The organism is Streptomyces mutomycini (assembly GCF_001700505.1).
Taxonomy (GTDB): domain Bacteria; phylum Actinomycetota; class Actinomycetes; order Streptomycetales; family Streptomycetaceae; genus Streptomyces; species Streptomyces mutomycini.
The window spans coordinates 12,912-30,562 of the sequence record NZ_MAPV01000162.1 but is presented as its reverse complement, the minus strand read 5'-3'; the positions used below and the strand labels follow the sequence as shown (position 1 = coordinate 30,562).

Sequence of the window (17,651 nt, the reverse complement as noted above, 5' to 3'; positions counted from 1 at the left end):
GCCGGCCCCGTGGCCGGCCGCACGCCCCGTCGGTGTTCACCGCAGTGGTCGGACGGAATGTCAGACCTCTTCGGTGCCACCGCTCTCCTCGTCGTCTGCCTTCTCTTCCTTCGCCGCCGCGGGCGTGGCGCCCGGCTGCGGCTCGGCCACGGCCACCCGCGCGGGGCGGATGGTGCGCTCCCCGATGCGGTACCCGGGCTGCAGGATCGCCACGCAGGTCGTCTCGGTGACGTCCGGCGCGTACGAGTGCATCAGGGCCTCGTGGATCGTCGGGTCGAAGGGCTCGCCCTCCTTGCCGAACTGCTGGAGGCCGATCTTCGCGACGACCGTCTCCACCGACTCGGCCACCGCCTTGAAGCCGCCGACGAGCTCGCCGTGCTCCCGCGCCCGGCCGATGTCGTCGAGCACGGGCAGGAGGTCGGTCAGGAGGTTCGCCGCGGCGACCTCCTTGACCGTGACCCGGTCGCGCTCGACCCGACGACGGTAGTTCTGGTACTCGGCCTGGAGCCGCTGGAGGTCGCCCGTGCGCTCGTTGAGCGCGGTACGGACCTGGTCCAGCTGAGCCGTCAGAGCCGCTGTCTGCTGTACGTCCCCGGCCGGGGCCGCCGCCTCCTCGGAGGGTGCGGCTGCCTTCGGCTCGGCGTCGTCGGCTTCGGCGCCGGAGGGGACGTCAGGCTTCTCGTCGAAGCCCGGAGTCTCCTCGGTCACGCCGCACCGCCCTTCGTGTCCTTCTCGTCGTCCACGATCTCGGCGTCGACGACGTCGTCGTCGGCCTTGGCCTGACCGTCACCCGGCGCCTCGGCGCCCGGCGCAGCGCTCTCGGCGTTGGCGTACATCGCCTGGCCCAGCTTCTGCGAGACGGCAGCGACCTTCTCGGTGGCCGTACGGATCTCGGCGGTGTCCTCGCCCTTGAGCTTCTCCTTCAGCTCGGTGAGCGCGGTCTCCACCTCCGTCTTGACGTCGCCGGGGACCTTGTCCTCGTTGTCCTTGAGGAACTTCTCCGTCTGGTAGACGAGCTGCTCGCCCTGGTTGCGGGACTCGGCGGCCTCGCGACGGCGGTGGTCCTCGTCGGCGTACTGCTCGGCCTCTTCACGCATCCGGTTGACCTCGTCCTTCGGCAGCGAGGAGCCACCGGTGACGGTCATCTTCTGCTCCTTGCCGGTGCCGAGGTCCTTGGCAGCGACGTGCATGATGCCGTTGGCGTCGATGTCGAAGGCGACCTCGATCTGCGGCACGCCACGCGGGGCCGGCGGCAGACCGGTGAGCTCGAACATCCCGAGCTTCTTGTTGTACGCCGCGATCTCGCGCTCGCCCTGGTAGACCTGGATCTGCACGGACGGCTGGTTGTCCTCGGCCGTCGTGAAGATCTCGGAACGCTTGGTCGGGATCGTGGTGTTGCGCTCGATGAGCTTGGTCATGATCCCTCCCTTGGTCTCGATACCGAGGGACAGCGGGGTCACGTCGAGGAGCAGGACGTCCTTGACCTCGCCCTTGAGGACACCGGCCTGGAGCGAGGCGCCGATGGCGACGACCTCGTCCGGGTTCACACCCTTGTTGGCGTCCTGGCCGCCCGTGAGCTCCTTGACGAGCTCGGCGACGGCCGGCATACGGGTCGAGCCACCGACGAGAACGACGTGGTCGATCTCGGAGAGCTGGATGCCCGCGTCCTTGATGACGTTGTGGAACGGGTTCTTGCAGCGGTCCAGGAGGTCCGCGGTCAGCTGCTGGAACTGCGAGCGCGTGAGCTTCTCGTCCAGGTGCAGCGGGCCCTCGGCGGACGCCGTGATGTAGGGCAGGTTGATCGTGGTCTCGGTCGAGGACGAGAGCTCGATCTTCGCCTTCTCCGCGGCCTCGCGGAGACGCTGGAGAGCCATCTTGTCCTTGGACAGGTCCACGCCGTGCCCGTTGGCGAACTGCTTCACCAGGTAGTCGACGACCCGCTGGTCCCAGTCGTCACCACCGAGGTGGTTGTCACCGTTGGTGGCCTTCACCTCGACGACGCCGTCGCCGATCTCCAGGAGGGACACGTCGAAGGTGCCGCCACCGAGGTCGAAGACGAGGATCGTCTGGTCGTCCTTGTCGAGGCCGTACGCCAGGGCGGCGGCGGTCGGCTCGTTGACGATGCGCAGGACGTTGAGGCCCGCGATCTCACCGGCCTCCTTGGTCGCCTGACGCTCGGAGTCGTTGAAGTACGCCGGGACCGTGATCACCGCGTCGGTGACCTTCTCGCCCAGGTAGGACTCGGCGTCGCGCTTCAGCTTCTGCAGGATGAAGGCGCTCATCTGCTGCGGGTTGAAGTTCTTGCCGTCGAGCTCGATCTTCCAGTCAGTGCCCATGTGGCGCTTGACCGAACGGATCGTCCTGTCGACGTTGGTGACCGCCTGGCGCTTGGCGACCTCGCCGACCAGCACCTCGCCGTTCTTCGCGAAGGCGACGACGGACGGCGTGGTCCTGGCGCCTTCGGCGTTGGTGATGACGGTGGGCTCGCCGCCTTCGAGAACGCTGACGACGGAGTTAGTCGTGCCCAGGTCGATGCCGACCGCACGTGCCATTTCAATTCCTCCAACTGACTACTTGAGTGGATCTGACTCAAGGATGCATGACGTCCACCCCGGAGTCAAAGGACCTGAGCCACTTACGCTCAACTTATATGCTCACACATGCCCTGACCAGGCATTCTCTGCGTTTGGGCGATCAGAAGGACCCGCCGGGGCGCCCTCGGCCCGCGACACCTGCCCTGCACCGGGCGCCACACACACCCCACCCACCATCGCACCGTGGGATCGTTCTGTCACAAACTGCATCGAGACGGTCATACCGTCCCTTCATCGACTCCGGGCAGGTGCAATGCGGAACGCGAAGCAGACTGCGGCACGAAGGACACGGCGCTCCGCCACGCCGGGACCGGCCGGCCGTGCCAGCGGGATGCCCCGGGCCCGGGTGATCCGGACCGGAGCGACCCGGGCAGCCACGGCCCTGGCGACCGCGACGGCGGAACGCGTCACCGGGACCCTTGCGGCCACGACCGCCAAGCGGACCCTGGACCTGGCACTCGGCTCGGCGCTCCTGGCCCTGACGACCCCCGCACTCGCCGTCGCCGCCCTGGTCCTCGCCCTGCGCCCGCCCCGCGGCCGGGCGTGCGTACTGAGCCGGGAGACCCGGATCGGCCTCGGCGGCCTCCCCTTCGAACTGCGCTCACTGCGCACCCGGCGGTTCCGCCTCGACCTGCTGTCCCGGCTGCCCCATGTCGTACGGGGAGAGCTCTCCCTCGTCGGCCCGGCACCCCTCACCAAGGACGAGGCCACCCTCCTGGGACACGCCGCCGGGCGCTGGCGGCACAGCGTCCGGCCGGGCCTGACCGGCCTGGCACAGGTGCGCGCCCGCTCCGGAATGCCCTGGGACGAACCCGCCCTCCTCGACGCTCACTACGCAGAGCATCATGGGACCGGGCTGGACCTGGCGATCCTGGCGCAGTCCGCACTCATCCCCCTGCGTACGGCGGTACACGGACTGCGGCACCCGGGGAAGGCTCACCTGAGCGACACAGATCACCGCCTGCCCGGCTACAGCGTGGCGGAATAAGTGGATAGTGTCAGCACAGACTGATTAAGTTACTGCTTAGTAATCACTTGTACGCGCTGGATCCCACCCTCGCAGGCCCGAGGAGCCCCCAAATGCAACTCGCCGCGATCATCGTGTCGCTGGTGCTGACCGTCGTCGGCGTTGCGCTCATCGCCCGAGCCGTCGCGCAGATCTACCGGTTCGTCCGTCTCGGACAACCGGTGCCGGCAGGCAGCCGCACCGACGACCCCAAGCAGCGCACGATCACCCTGGTCAAGGAGTTCCTCGGCCACACCCGGATGAACCGGTGGGGGATCGTGGGCTTCGCCCACTGGTTCGTCGCCATCGGCTTCCTGACCCTGCCGCCGACGCTGCTCCAGGCGTACGGACAGCTCTTCCAGGCCGACTGGGTCCTGCCGATCGTCGGCGGATGGCTGCCGTTCGAGATGTACATCGAGTTCATCGGCATCATGACCGTGCTCGGCATCGTCACGCTGATGGCCATCCGGCTGCTGAACCTGCCCTCCCGGGCCGGCCGCAAGTCGCGCTTCGCCGGCTCCAAGGCCTGGCAGGCGTACTTCGTCGAGTACGTCATCCTCGTCATCGGCCTGGCGATCCTGGCCCTGCGCGGCCTCGAGGGCGCGATCCACCACGTCGAGGGCTACGAGGCCGCGTACTTCGTCTCGTACCCCCTGGTCCTGGCCTTCAAGGGCATCACGCTCGGCACCCTCCAGAACCTCATCTACTTCACCGCGATGGTCAAGATCGGCACCTCGCTGATCTGGATGATCACGGTCTCCCTCAACACCAACATGGGTGTCGCCTGGCACCGCTTCCTCGGCTTCCCGAACATCTGGTTCAAGCGGAACGCCGACGGTGAGGTCGCACTCGGCGCGCTCCAGCCGATGACCACGGGCGGGAAGGAGATCGACTGGGAGGACCCGGGCGAGGACGACACCTTCGGCGTCTCCCAGGTCGAGCAGTTCTCCTGGAAGGGCATCCTCGACTTCTCCACGTGCACCGAGTGCGGTCGCTGCCAGTCGCAGTGCCCCGCCTGGAACACCGGCAAGCCGCTCTCCCCGAAGCTCCTGATCATGTCCCTGCGCGACCACGCGCACGCCAAGGCCCCGTATCTGCTGGCCGGCGGCGGCAAGGACATGGAGGGCAACGAGAAGGCCACCGAGGAACAGCTCAAGGACGTCCCCGCGGCCGCCCTCGCGGAGGCCGAGCGCCCCCTCGTCGGGACGCTCGAGGAGAACGGCGTCATCGACCCGGACGTGCTGTGGTCGTGCACCACCTGCGGTGCGTGCGTGGAGCAGTGCCCGGTCGACATCGAGCACATCGACCACATCGTCGACATGCGCCGCTACCAGGTGATGATCGAGTCCGCGTTCCCGTCCGAGGCGGGCACGATGCTCAAGAACCTGGAGAAGAAGGGAAACCCCTGGGGGCTCGCCAAGAAGCAGCGCGTCGAGTGGACCAAGGAGGTCGACTTCGAGGTCCCGATCGTCGGAAAGGACGTCGAGGACCTCAGCGAGATCGACTACCTGTACTGGGTCGGCTGCGCGGGCGCCCTCGAGGACCGCGCCAAGAAGACCACCAAGGCCTTCGCGGAGCTCCTCCACATCGCGGGCGTCAAGTTCGCGATCATGGGCGGCGACGAGAAGTGCACCGGTGACTCGGCCCGCCGCCTCGGCAACGAGCCGCTGTTCCAGCAGCTCGGCCAGGAGAACGTCGCGATGCTGAACATGGCGTTCGGCGAGGACGACGAGGACGACTCGACCAAGAAGGCCAAGGCGACGAAGAAGATCGTCGCGACGTGCCCGCACTGCTTCAACACCATCGCGAACGAGTACCCGCAGCTCGGCGGCGAGTACGAGGTCATCCACCACACGCAGCTGCTCCAGCACCTGGTGGACGAGGGCAGGCTCGTCCCGGTGACGCCGGTCGAGGGTCTGATCACCTACCACGACCCCTGCTACCTGGGCCGTCACAACAAGATCTACACGCCCCCGCGCGAGATCATCGCGAAGGTCCCGGGTCTGCGGAACGAGGAGATGCACCGCCACAAGGAACGCGGCTTCTGCTGCGGTGCCGGTGGTGCCCGGATGTGGATGGAGGAGCGGATCGGCAAGCGCATCAACAACGAGCGTGTCGACGAAGCCCTCTCCCTCAACCCGGACATCGTCTCCACCGCGTGCCCGTTCTGCCTCGTCATGCTGACCGACTCGGTCAACGGCAAGAAGAACGACGGCCAGGCGAAGGAGTCGGTGCAGGTCGTCGACGTCTCCCAGCTGCTCCTCGAGTCGGTGAAGACACCCGCCGACCCGGCGGACGACGCCGAGACGGCCGGCCAGCCGGAACCGGAACCCGTCAAGTAGCCGTCTCCACCACGGAAGCGGCCGGACCTGCCTCGGGGGCAGGACCGGCCGCTTCGGTGCGTCCGGGCCGTCGGAAAGGGGGCAGGCCCCCCAGGGTCCCCCTAGGGGATGTCACAGCTAGGCCGCAAAGGCACCCCTGTTCCCCCGGCTCACCCCCCGCACCCACACGGACCAGGTACGTTCGATGTGTGGCTGGATTCAGGATCGGACGCGGCCGGGACAACCGCACACCGCAACAACACCCGCAGCAGCAACAGCCGTACGGCGCGCAGCCATCATCGCCGCCCTACGGCCGGCAGTCGTGGCCCCCCACAGGAGGCAACGGCGCACCGTACGCAGGCCCACAGGGCGCCCCGTACAGCGGCGGGCACGGCGGCAACGGACACGGGGGTGGGAACGGGCAGGCAGGCGGACACGGCGAACCGGAGTACTTCGGCGAACCGCACCACCAGCCCTCGCAGCAGGACCCGTATGCCAACGCCCCGGGGCACACCCAGGCGTTCAGCATCAACGAGGACCCGTACGGCGACGGCAGCACCTACCGGGCCGACCAGGCCCCCGCGCAGCCCTCGGGCCCCAGGCTGCACTGGAAGCAGCTGCTGAGCGGCATCGTGATGCGGCCGGGACCGACGTTCTGGCAGATGCGCGACTACCCCGTCTGGGGCCCCGCGATCGTCGTCACGTTCGTCTACGGCCTGCTCGCGCTCTTCGGCTTCGACCAGGCACGCGACGAGGCGATCCACGCGGAGGTCTCCACGGCCGCCCCGTACGTCATCTTCACCGGCGTCGGCTTCGTCATCGGCGGGCTGGTCCTCGGCGCGGTCACCCACACCCTGGCCCGCCAGCTCGGCGGCACGGGGTCCTGGCAGCCGACCGTGGGCCTGTCGATGCTCATCATGTCCATCACGGACGCACCCCGCCTGGTCTTCGCGCTGTTCCTCGGCGGCGAGAACTCCCTGGTGCAGATCCTCGGCTGGATCACCTGGCTGGCCGCCGGCGCGCTGTTCACCTCGATGGTGAGCAAGTCGCACGACCTGCCGTGGCCCAAGGCCCTCGGAGCCTCGGCGATCCAGCTGATCGCGCTGCTCTCGATCCTCAAGCTCGGCACGATCTGACACAACCGTGAACGAGGAGGGGCTTCCGGTGCCTGCCACCGGAAGCCCCTTTCCGTTCAGCCGTGCCGGATGAGGCGGGGACGTACGGGGAACTGCGGCTGCCTACGGGTAGCGCAGCCAGCAGATGCCGCAGTCGGAATGCTGCAGGTCGGACCGCAACTCGTCCCACCTCGCTCCCGAAGCGGCGGTCCACACCGGGCGGGTGAGATCATCCGTGGATGGCAGACGCGCGACTACCCCCGGGGTGGACCCTTCAGCAGATCGCCGACGTATCCGGGGACCAAGAGGCTGTTGTCCTGGACCCCAACAGGGCGGTGAAGTGGGTAGCCGTCGACGGAGCCGACGAGGTGCTGCAACCAGAAACCGTGCTCGGGTTCCATGGTCTGTGCCTCGTGAAGCCAGTCCACGACGACGACTGGTACATGGGCAGCCTGTACGAAGACGGCAGCATCGACTGTTGGACAGCCTACGGCGACCTGTACGAGGCACTACGCGGCCTGTAGGGGCACAGGCCGAGTGTCCAACTGCGCTACGACGACCCCACACCGAGGCGGACGTCCACGGACTCTGGCGAACAGTTCACACAGGTCAAGGACCGTTGAGCCGCTGCCCATCGGGGCGGACGCATTGCTTCGGGACGAAGAGGTCCAGGGTGAACGCGCCTCGCTTCGACTCCTTCTGACGCTGCTTCAATCGTCTCAAAGGGCTTCTGCAGTATCCCCGCCCGGCCACCGCGCCCCGCACGCCTTTACAATCCGTCGCGATGTCTGGGTGCACAGGAGGTGTGCCCGGGTGGAGGGGGCTCAACATGAGAATGAACCGTGCTCTGACCGGGCGCAGGTGGAGAGCCGCCGGCCTTCTGGTCGCCGGTCTGATCGGCGGCACGTTGGTGCCGGCCACTCCCGCGGCCGCCGTGCACGGGGCGGTACCCGGTGACTTCAATGGCGACGGCTACCGTGACGCCGTCCTGCCCGCCCCCGGCGCCGATGTGGCGGGCAAGGAGGCGGCCGGTGCGGTCGTCGTGATGTACGGGTCGAAGTCGGGACTGTCGACGACCCGGCGGAAGACCATTACGCAGAACACCGCCGGCGTGCCGGGCACCGCCGAGGCGTACGACCGGTTCGGTGCCGCCACCGCCACGGCGGACCTGAACCGCGACGGGTACGCGGACCTGATCGTCTCGTCCCCCTACGAGGGCACGGCCCAGGGGATCAATGCCGGGACTGTGACGGTGCTGTGGGGGAGCAGCGCCGGCCTCACCGCGGGCACCAACCTGCCGACACCGGAGAGCGATCCGCTGCACTACGGCCTGGACCTGGCTGCTGTCGGCGCCGGTCCGGGAGTGAAGACCGAAGTCCTGGCGGGCGGCTGGCACGGGGCCGTCCGCTTCACTGGCCCCTTCAGCCGCACCGGCTCGTTCGGCAACGCGGCGATGCCGGCGGACATGTCCTGGGGCGAGTCTGTGGCGCTCGGCGACTTCAACGGGGACGGAGCCCAGGACCATGTGAACGTCACCTACCGCTACGGGGGTCTCTCCGGTGGCGTGGTCCTCGTGAACCCCGAGAACCACGTTCACAAGCCGGGTGTGTCACCCGGTCTCCAGAAGGGCAACGGACTCATCTCCGCAACCGGCGACCTCAACGGCGATGGATTCGCCGATCTCGTGGTCGGCGACCCGGACGAACCCGAAGTCGCCGGAGCCGACGGCGCGCTGGGCGGTCGCATCCTGGTCTGGTACGGCTCGGCACTCGGCATCGCGGCCGACGCGGCACCCGTTCAGATCACGCAGGACACCGCTGGCGTCCCCGGCGGGAGTGAGAAGTACGACGCCTTCGGCGGCGCTCTGGCGGTGGCCGACCTCAACCGTGACGGGCTCGCCGACATCGTGGTCGGGGCGCCGTACGAATCCATTGGCAAGGCCGGCCGGGCCGGGCAGGTGACCGTCATCCCCGGACGGCGCACGGGCACCCTCGGCACCGGTGCGTACGCTTTCAATCAGGACACAGCAAGTGTCCCCGGCGGCTCAGAGGCCGACGACTTCTTCGGTACGACGGTCGCCGCAGGTGACGTGAACAAGGACGGCAAAGCCGAGTTGTTCGTCGGAGCGGCCGACGAGAACAACTCCACGGGCGCCGTATGGGTCCTCCCCGGCGGCACCTCCGGACCAACAGCGGCGGGAAGCCGCATGTTCACCGCGTCCTCCGTCGGCCTCACCCAGCAATCCGGCACCCTCCTGGGCGGCAACGGGCTGCTCTGGGTGATCTGACACGCCATACGGGCAGCGGTCCCCCAATGCCGTACCGCCCGTAGTTGCCCAGATGACGCACAGATGACGCCACAGGTCAGGTACACGGCGCTACACCGCGCCCTACCCGTGTACCACCTGGGGCGGACAGCCTCGGTCAACAGGGGGCTGGACCGCAACAGCGCCGGCCGCATCGGCGGAAACCATCACATTGGCTACCCAGCTCACAGACCCGGCCCCCTCTCGCAGCCGTCACCCGCAGATCAGAGGGCTTCCCTGTTCTCCCGGGGCGCCCCGCCGGACCTATGTACGGGAGGCAAGACACTCCACGGGAAGTTGATCCACTGATCGGTCTTCTTCCACACGTATTCGCACTTCACGAGCGAATGCGGCTTCTCGTAGATGACGGCGCTGCGCACATCGGCCACCTGATCGATGCAGAAGTCCCGGACCAGCTTCAGCGTCTTTCCGGTGTCGGCGACGTCGTCGGCGATGAGGACCTTCTTCTCCGTGAAGTCGATGGCGTTCGGAACGGGCGCCAGCATGACCGGCATCTCCAGCGTGGTCCCGACCCCGGTGTAGAACTCGACGTTCACCAGATGAATGTTCTTGCAGTCCAGGGCGTACGCCAGACCACCTGCGACGAAGACCCCGCCCCGCGCGATGCTGAGCACGACGTCCGGCTCGAAACCGTCGTCGGCCACCGCCTGCGCCAGCTCACGTACGGCGGTCCCGAAGACCTCGTACGTCAGATTCTCCCGCGTCTCACCAGCCATGCCGTATCACACCTGAGTCCGATGGAAATTCATGAAGGAACGCGAGGCGGTCGGCCCCCGCTGGCCCTGATAACGCGATCCGTAACGATCGGATCCGTAGGGGAATTCGGAGGGCGAGGTCAGCCGGAACATACACAGCTGCCCGATCTTCATTCCCGGCCAGAGCTTTATCGGCAGCGTCGCCAGATTCGACAGCTCCAGGGTCACGTGACCCGAGAACCCGGGATCGATGAACCCGGCCGTGGAATGGGTCACCAGCCCGAGCCGCCCGAGAGAACTCTTCCCCTCCAGCCGCGACGCCAGGTCGTCGGGGAGCGAGATGACCTCGTACGTCGAGGCCAGGACGAACTCCCCGGGGTGGAGGATGAACGCCTCGTCACCGTCCGGCTCGACGAGACGGGTCAGGTCCCCCTGTTCGACGGCGGGATCGATATGCGGATAGCGATGGTTCTCGAACACCCGGAAGTAGCGGTCCAGCCGCACATCGATGCTCGAGGGCTGCACCATCGAAGCGTCGAACGGGTCAATGCGAACCCGCCCGGCGTCGATCTCGGCCCGGAGGTCCTTATCTGAGAGAAGCACGCACCGAGGATACGCAGAACGCGCGAGCCGACCCCAACCGGACCGCCCCGCGCGTCTGCCTCACCCCTCTAGCGCTCCTCGAACGCCACAGGAACGGCCTGCCTCAACCGCGCACAACGCGGACAGCGGATGAGCCGCCCGGGGCCGATCCGCTCGGACCCGAGCTGCTGCATCGGGAACGACGAGGCAGCAAACACGTGCCCTTCGGCACAGCGGACGACGGTGCGCTCCATCGACTCCATCAAGTCCCTTCCCCAACCAGCCATGGACGAGAACGCCACATTAGGGGATGAACGGGACGCCGCTCCACGCGGCACTCCGCTCACTCACGCTACGCCCTCAACTCCCCCCACCCGCAGCCGCATCCACACTCCGGAACGACACGCGGACCCCGCGGCGGAGACGCCGGGGGCCCGCGATGGGGTACAGTGTGGGCGATGCACTGCCGATCATCGGCACGCTTCGCGGGTGTAGTTTAATGGTAGAACATGAGCTTCCCAAGCTCAGAGCGCGAGTTCGATTCTCGTCACCCGCTCCACTAGAAAGCCCCAGGCCAGCGGCCCGGGGCTTTGCTGTTGTCTAGACCTCTTGAGGGGCGGCGTGCCCTCCGCGTGCCCCAAGTCGCCCAGATCGATCCACAGCCGAAAGGGCAGATGGCGTCCAGATCGCAGCGCGACAACTAAGGCTTCTCGGATCCCGAGACCCCCTGACGCGGTCTGCGTCACCCAAGACGAACAAGGCTCGCGGCAAGTACGCAGTTGCCGCACGTCACCCCTCCCTCACCTGAGCCGCCACCAGCCAATCCCTCCGGTTGCGGCAAGCCAGGCCGTCGCCGTCGATGAAGAACACCGCCGAACGTTCGCATTACCACTCAAGCCAGCCCTGCGGGTTGGAAACTCACCCGCCGCTTCCACGGCAACGTCCAGGCCCGAGGCTTCACCCGCCTGCAGTTCGCCGACTCCTGGGCGCGCTACTGCCCCGAGCCCACCCCCGAAACGGCCACCGGGGCCTGACCCGGCACGACCCGTCACGACCCGTCTCCGCACAGGTCAGCGCGGTGACGAGTCGCGGCCCTGTGACGAGTCGACTCATCACTACCGCCGCACTCGTACCAGCCCTGACCAGGCACGCGACAAGTCGTGACGGGTCCCCCACCCTCAGGGCCACCTCAGCCGCACCCCGCACTCTGGAGCCTTTCCCTTTGTCCTCCCCCGCCATCACCGCGGCACCGTCTGCCCCGCTGCCACTGGCCACCGCGATCCGCACGGGTGTGTCGCTGCTGGCCGTGGCCGCCTTCGCACTGTCCTACGACGCCCTGCGTCAGATGGCGGCCGCCAGCCACATCCACCGGGCGCTCACCTACGCCTTCCCGCTCGTCATCGACGGGTTCATCGCCATCGGGATCGGCGCCCTGCTCGTCCTGCGGACCGCGCCCCTGTCCGCACGCCTCTACGTCTCCGCCCTGGTCGGCGTCGCCACCGCCACAAGCATCTGGGCCAACGTCCTGCACGCCATCCGCCTCAACCAGCAGACCCGCCACACCAGCCTCGCCCTCGACGACATCACCGTCGGAGTCATCTCCGCCATCGCCCCGCTCGCCCTGGCCGGAGCTGTCCACTTCTACCTCCTCGTCGCCCGACGCCCCACAGCCACCGACCGCCACAACAGCGGCGACCCCCACGAACCCGGCGCGGAACACATCATCGGTGAGCTCGCGCCACCACACGCCACGGGCACGGACACCGATGTGCCGCAGCAACCCGGTAAGCCGGGAGGCAAGCAGTCGAGCGTTTCCCTGGAGCGGGCCGTGGCCATCGGCCGCACGGCTCCCCTCGGACGAGGCAACAGCGTTTCCCGCCGCAACGTCGAGAAGGCGATCCGGGACAACGGATTCGGCATGTCACGCGCCCGCCTGGACAAGGTCAAGGACCTGCTGCAGGCCGAACTCGACGCCGTCACCACAAGCACCGACTGAACCTCGCACCCCACGTCACCCCAGCCCGTTCCTCCCATGAATCAGCACCGGAGGAACGGGCCCTCTCCCTCCACCACCGCTTGCAGGAGCTCTCATGCACAGGCCCGTCCGCGAACCCTTCCCGGCGCAGCAGCAGACCACCTACACCCCGGCTTCAGGCGGAGCAAGGTATGGCGTTGGACCGTCCACGGGCCGGTCCATCGCAGATGCCTCCGCCCCGGGGGTGGCGGAGGAGCTCGAGCGCCAGGGGGCGCCCGACCCGAACAAGCCCGTCGACACCGCCACCCGCACCGTGCTGCCGCAGCGTGCCGCCGAAGCCGCCGCACTGCACCGAGTCGCCCGCCGCCGTCAGCGCAAAGAGACCCAGCGCAAGGAACGCGTGGACGTCCGCTACAGCACCGACGAGAAAACAGCGATCCTCACCGTGGCCCGCTCGCTGAACATCGCCGCCGCCCACTACGTCGGCGCCGTCGTCATGGCCCACATCCAGGGAGACCTCACGCTGCCTGGTCAGCGCACTCAGCTCGACGACTACATCGACGAACTCACAGCCCTCCGAGGTGAAGTCGCCAAGATCGGCCACAACGTCAACCAGATCGCCAAGAAGCTCAACTCCGGCGACCGTCCACACCCTGGGGGCACCGCACTCCTCGACCATGCGGAACGCGTCCTCGACACGGCCGGCACCGCCGTCCGCCACATCGCAGCAGCCACCAATCAGGTTGCCGCCACAAAGGGGCCACGGTGATCGCGAAGATCAGCAGCGGCAAGAGCACAGCCGGCCTCATCCGCTACCTCTACGGCCCCGGCCGGGCCAACGAGCACACCGACCCGCACCTCGTCGCCTCCTGGGACGGCTTCGCACCCGACCCCGGCCGCACCGACGACACCGCCGCCACGAAGAAGCTCCTCGTGGCCGACCTCGACCTACGCGTCCAGCAGGCCAGGCGACTCGGCCGGGCCCCCAAGCAGCACGTGTGGCACTGCTCCGTCCGCGCCGCACCCGGCGACCGCATCCTCGACGACGCCGAATGGGCGGACATCGCCCGCCGTGTCGTCACAGCGACCGGCATCGCACCGACAGACGATCCGGACGGCTGCCGATGGGTCGCCGTCCGGCATGCCGACGACCACATCCACATCGCCGCCACCAAGATCCGAGGCGACCTGCGCACCGCACGCCACTGGAACGACTACCTCACCGCCGACCGCGAACTCGCAGCAATCGAGAAGGAATACGGCCTCTTCCAAGTCGTACGCGGAGACCGCACCGCCGCGAAACGGCCCACCCGCGCCGAGCAGGAGAAGGCCCGCCGCACCGGCCACGACAAGCCCGCCCGCGTACGCCTGCGCACCCTTGTCCGCACAGCAGCGGCTGCCGCCACCAACACCGAGGAGTTCCTCGCTCTACTCACCCGCACCAACGGCGTCCTCGTCGAGGTCCTGCACTTTCCCTCCGGAGAACCACGCGGCTACAAAGTCGCCCTGGAGCACGACACGAACGCCGAAGGAGAACCGGTGTGGTTCTCCGGCCCCACGCTGTCACCGGACCTCTCCCTCCCCAAGATCCAGAGCCGTCTCACCGCAGCAGACATCCCGGTCGGCAATCCCAACGGGCATCTACGGCCGCACCCGTGGCACCAAGCCACCGCAGCCACAGAGCGCATCCCCCACCACCTCGGCCGGCCGGACGCCGAAGCCGCCCAGGCCCACCTGGCCGCCCTCGGCGAAGCACTCGACGCCGTGGCCCTCACCGCACCGCCGGACATCCGTACCCAACTCCGTTCAGCGGCCTCTGCCTTCGAACGGGCAACCCGTTCACGTATCCACGCCGAACACCACCACGCCCGTGCCCTGCGCGGGGCAGTGAAATCTATGCTCCGCGAGCCATCACCCAAGGACGGAGCTCTCCTGGCGATGTTCCTCGATGCCGCGCTCCTGGCCGTCATCGCCGCCGCCCGCTGGCACGACCAACAACAGCACAACCAGCAGGCCGCAGCCGCCCACCAGACTCTGCTCCACCTCCAGGCCGCCTACGAGCGAATCTCATCCGGGCACCTGCCTGCCGCCGGCCAGCATCGACCGCCTCAGAAGGTCGCAGTCCGGTACGCCCAGCTCATCCGCCAGACCACCCCCGCACACGCTGACCAAATCCTCGCCGACCCCGCCACCGATGCGCTGACCACCGCATTGGCCGCTGCGGAGACCGCAGGCCACGATCCCGGCCAGCTGTTGCAGCAGGCGGCAGACGAACGCGCCCTCGACGACGCCCGCTCCCCAGCACGCACACTGGCCTGGCGCGTACAACGGCTCTCGCAGAGGCCCGCTCCAAGCCGGCAAGCTCAGGCGGCACAGGCACGTAGCACCGTCCTACGCCCCGTAGCTCTCCCGCAGCCTGCGCCACCGGCCGCACCCACCGCTACCTCTCGGCCTCGGCGTAGGTGATCAACCCTGGGCGGGCACTCTCGGCGGCAGCGGGGTCAAGTGGTTCTTCCTGACCGGAGCTGAGAGAGGACCTGCGCGACCGGCAAGTCGTACTGGTCCTTGTCCTGCTCCCAGAACGAAAGGGCCCGAGCCGTAGCCTCGGCCATGTCGGCGGGCAGGTCGGCCGCCCGGAGAGTCTCGGCGACCTCTTCCATCTCGGGCGCCCAGCGCCAGGCCCTGGCAGCCACGCTCGGCAGGTATCCCGGATCGGAGAGGATCGCAGAGACCATGATCTCGGCTTCAGCCGTGAGCTGGTCGCCGACTCCATGGGCGTGTGCGAGCGCGTGGGAGACCCCTGCGAGAGTACGAGCGGCTTTCTGGTAACTGGCGAAGGCCATCTTCAGGGCGGAAGCGGAACCGATGGCCTCGCCTGCCCGGCGCACATGCAGTGAGGACTTCGCGAACAGCGGCTCCACCAGGTCGACGGCGGGGCCGACCCCTGCGAGATAGAGCCGTGCCGTACGCCCTCCACCCGGCGGCGGACCGAAGACGGCACCGTCGACGACCTCGGATCCGGGACGGATCTCCTCGGCGATGCGCTGCACGCGCTGGGGACTGATGGCATTGACATCGACGTACACCCCAGCGAAGGCATGCGCAGCCACCGCAGCTGCCACCTCCTCCGCCGCCTGCGGAGGGCAGACCGAAAGAACGACGGCACTACGGGACAGCGCTTCCGCAAGCGAGTCACAGGCCGTGGCGTCCGCCTCCCTCGCGCGCCGCCACGTGTTCTCGCTGCGCCCCTTGGAAACCCACAGCACGCCGTGGCCGCCGGCGACAAGCTCGGCGGTGACCGCCGCTCCCATGCATCCAGGGTGCAAGACGGTCACGACGGTCACTGGCTGCCTCCGGTGAAATGCGACGTGGTGTGTTCCCTATCAACATGATCCGCTGTCGTGGAGCAGCAACGGCGGAGGACTGGGCACCAGGCTCGGACGGGCCGGTCGCCGACACGAGGCAGAAGTTCTCCCTACCTCGTGTCGGCCCTTCATGGCGAAGCAGGGAACACGGCTGGGGCACCCCTGACGCGGCAGCTGACTCACGCGCAAGCCGCGTCATGGGTACCGTGCTGGAGACGAACTCTGTACGGACAGACCGGCGATCGCGCCGGATCGTCCGGCGGCCAGGAGGTGTCCTGATGCTGGAGGAAGCCGAGGAGATCGGCAAGCGCGCCCGCAGGGCGAGGCTGCGGTTGGGCATGCCGCAGGCCGACCTGGCGACGGCCCTGGGAAAGTCGCAGGGCTGGGTCTCGAAGATGGAACGTGGCCTGATCGAGCTGGACCGGGTCGGGCTGCTCAACCAGGTGGCCGCAGAGCTGCACGTCCATCCGAACGACCTGATCGGGCGGCCATACAGCAGCTCCCCCGACGACAACCAGTGGCAGGTTGCCGCCTCGTCGATCCTGCGCGAGCTGCGCCGCTACGACCTCGTCCCCGTCTTCGACGGCGCACCGCGGCCCGCATCACAGCTGTGGCGTGAGGTAACCCGGCTGCACCGCTTGCGGGACACCGCTTCCAACGTGGCGATTCTCCGGGTTCTCCCGGACCTGTTCCGCGAGGCGCGCGCCCTGGCTGAGGAGTCGGAGGGGCACGAGCGGGAGGAGGCGTATGCCATCTACGCCGTGTGCTGCAAGTTCGCACACACCGCCGCCCACTCCCTCGGACACCCCGAACTGGTCGCCATGGCCTGCGAACGCGCCGCATGGTCAGCCAGGTTGTCGGGAGATCCGGTGCTGCCCGCCGTCGCCGACTGGATGAGGGTCTGGGACATGTGGGCGACGGCTGACTGGGCCGACGCTCTGACGCTCTCGGACAAGGCGATCACCTCGGTGGAGCAGGAGTACGACCGTGGCGAGCCGCTGGCCGTGCGGGCCTGGGGCACGCTGCAGCTACGGGCTGCGGTCTCTGCCGCCCGAGCCGGCCGCTCCTCGGAGGCCGAGGACCGGATCGGACACGCGAAAGCTGCTGCCGAACGCATGGACGCGTACGTCGGGGCACCGGTGTACGACCGGCATTCGCTGACGTTCTCTGCCGGGAACGTGCAGATCCACGCGATCAGCGTGGCCCTGGAAATGGGCAAGCAGGGCAAGGCGCTGGAGATAAACCGCCGTACCAGCCCGGGACTGGTGGGTTCGCTGCCCAACTCCCGCCAGGGACACCACCACATGGATGTCGCGCGAGCCTGGTTGTGGGACGGGAACCGGGGAAAGGCCCTGGCCGAACTGGAGACAGCCGAGCGGATCGCGCCCCAGCTCGTACGGAACCACCCCATCGCCCGTTCGACGCTTCGCAGCATCGTCTACGCGGAACGAGCAGCCACGCGGGAGAAGCTGCGGCGCATGTCCGACCGCTTCCACCTGGACGGATAGAGGTCGTATTCCTCCGGCTCATATTCGAGGGTTGGCCGGCCCCTAACTTCAGGGCATGACGCCACGACGTTCTCCCCACCTCCCATCCCAGGGAGCCGGGTTAGGTACCGCAGCTCCCTTCATTCCCCGGCTCGGCGACCTCGCCACCGACAGTGCCCGCGAGG

At 68.1% G+C, this 17,651-nt stretch carries 14 protein-coding genes and 1 tRNA gene; 10 read left to right on the top strand and 5 right to left on the bottom strand.

What is annotated here, in order from left to right; all coding sequences use genetic code 11:
- Positions 1-60: 60 nt before the first annotated feature.
- Together grpE and dnaK are read right to left on the bottom strand one after the other, a co-directional pair.
- Positions 61-708: a nucleotide exchange factor GrpE gene (grpE, locus tag BFF76_RS22755; protein WP_065848955.1), complete on the bottom strand. Its 648-nt coding sequence runs from the start codon at positions 706-708 to the stop codon at positions 61-63.
- Positions 705-2,552, bottom strand: coding sequence for a molecular chaperone DnaK (gene dnaK, locus BFF76_RS22750; RefSeq protein WP_031090704.1), 1,848 nt, complete (start codon positions 2,550-2,552; stop codon positions 705-707). The genes grpE and dnaK overlap by 4 nt, the downstream gene beginning before the upstream one ends.
- 295 nt (positions 2,553-2,847) lie before the next feature.
- On the opposite strand from dnaK, the gene BFF76_RS22745 reads away from it, so the two are divergent.
- From BFF76_RS22745 to BFF76_RS22725, 5 genes are all read left to right on the top strand, one after another.
- Positions 2,848-3,582, top strand: a complete 735-nt coding sequence (locus BFF76_RS22745) for a sugar transferase (RefSeq protein WP_053929488.1) — start codon at positions 2,848-2,850, stop codon at positions 3,580-3,582.
- A gap of 92 nt (positions 3,583-3,674) precedes the next feature.
- Positions 3,675-5,942 carry a (Fe-S)-binding protein gene (locus tag BFF76_RS22740; protein WP_065848954.1) on the top strand — a complete coding sequence of 756 codons (2,268 nt, stop codon included), beginning with the start codon at positions 3,675-3,677 and terminating at the stop codon, positions 5,940-5,942.
- 188 nt (positions 5,943-6,130) lie between these two features.
- Complete coding sequence (locus BFF76_RS22735; RefSeq protein ID WP_031090700.1) at positions 6,131-7,057, top strand: Yip1 family protein; 927 nt, start codon at positions 6,131-6,133, stop codon at positions 7,055-7,057.
- Between the two features lie 218 nt (positions 7,058-7,275).
- Positions 7,276-7,560, top strand: a complete 285-nt coding sequence (locus tag BFF76_RS22730) for a hypothetical protein (RefSeq protein ID WP_065848953.1) — start codon at positions 7,276-7,278, stop codon at positions 7,558-7,560.
- 305 nt (positions 7,561-7,865) lie between these two features.
- Entirely contained in the window at positions 7,866-9,323 is a 1,458-nt protein-coding gene (locus BFF76_RS22725; RefSeq protein ID WP_065848952.1) for an FG-GAP-like repeat-containing protein, read from the top strand.
- Between the two features lie 242 nt (positions 9,324-9,565).
- Here BFF76_RS22725 and BFF76_RS22720 read toward each other — a convergent pair whose 3' ends face one another.
- Both BFF76_RS22720 and dcd read right to left on the bottom strand, forming a co-directional pair.
- The gene (locus tag BFF76_RS22720) at positions 9,566-10,078 is read right to left on the bottom strand and encodes a phosphoribosyltransferase (protein WP_031090697.1); all 513 of its coding nucleotides are present in this window, start codon (positions 10,076-10,078) and stop codon (positions 9,566-9,568) included.
- A 6-nt stretch (positions 10,079-10,084) separates the two neighbouring features.
- Positions 10,085-10,660: a dCTP deaminase gene (gene dcd, locus BFF76_RS22715; RefSeq protein ID WP_031090696.1), complete on the bottom strand. Its 576-nt coding sequence runs from the start codon at positions 10,658-10,660 to the stop codon at positions 10,085-10,087.
- A 464-nt stretch (positions 10,661-11,124) separates the two neighbouring features.
- Between dcd and BFF76_RS22705 the strand changes: the two genes are divergently transcribed.
- From BFF76_RS22705 to BFF76_RS22690, 4 genes are all read left to right on the top strand, one after another.
- Positions 11,125-11,198, top strand: a tRNA-Gly gene (locus BFF76_RS22705).
- Between the two features lie 663 nt (positions 11,199-11,861).
- Positions 11,862-12,635: a DUF2637 domain-containing protein gene (locus BFF76_RS22700; protein ID WP_065848951.1), complete on the top strand. Its 774-nt coding sequence runs from the start codon at positions 11,862-11,864 to the stop codon at positions 12,633-12,635.
- Positions 12,636-12,729: 94 nt separating this feature from the next.
- A complete protein-coding gene (locus BFF76_RS22695) occupies positions 12,730-13,383 on the top strand; it encodes a MobC domain-containing protein (RefSeq protein WP_381823993.1) in 654 nt (217 codons plus the stop codon).
- Complete coding sequence (locus BFF76_RS22690) at positions 13,380-15,080, top strand: relaxase/mobilization nuclease domain-containing protein (RefSeq protein WP_065848949.1); 1,701 nt, start codon at positions 13,380-13,382, stop codon at positions 15,078-15,080. Before BFF76_RS22695 ends, BFF76_RS22690 begins: the two co-directional genes overlap by 4 nt.
- A gap of 35 nt (positions 15,081-15,115) precedes the next feature.
- Here BFF76_RS22690 and BFF76_RS22685 read toward each other — a convergent pair whose 3' ends face one another.
- The gene (locus BFF76_RS22685) at positions 15,116-15,958 is read right to left on the bottom strand and encodes an NAD(P)-dependent oxidoreductase (protein ID WP_065848948.1); all 843 of its coding nucleotides are present in this window, start codon (positions 15,956-15,958) and stop codon (positions 15,116-15,118) included.
- A 299-nt stretch (positions 15,959-16,257) separates the two neighbouring features.
- Between BFF76_RS22685 and BFF76_RS22680 the strand changes: the two genes are divergently transcribed.
- Positions 16,258-17,487, top strand: coding sequence for a helix-turn-helix domain-containing protein (locus BFF76_RS22680; RefSeq protein WP_065848947.1), 1,230 nt, complete (start codon positions 16,258-16,260; stop codon positions 17,485-17,487).
- Positions 17,488-17,651: the final 164 nt, after the last annotated feature.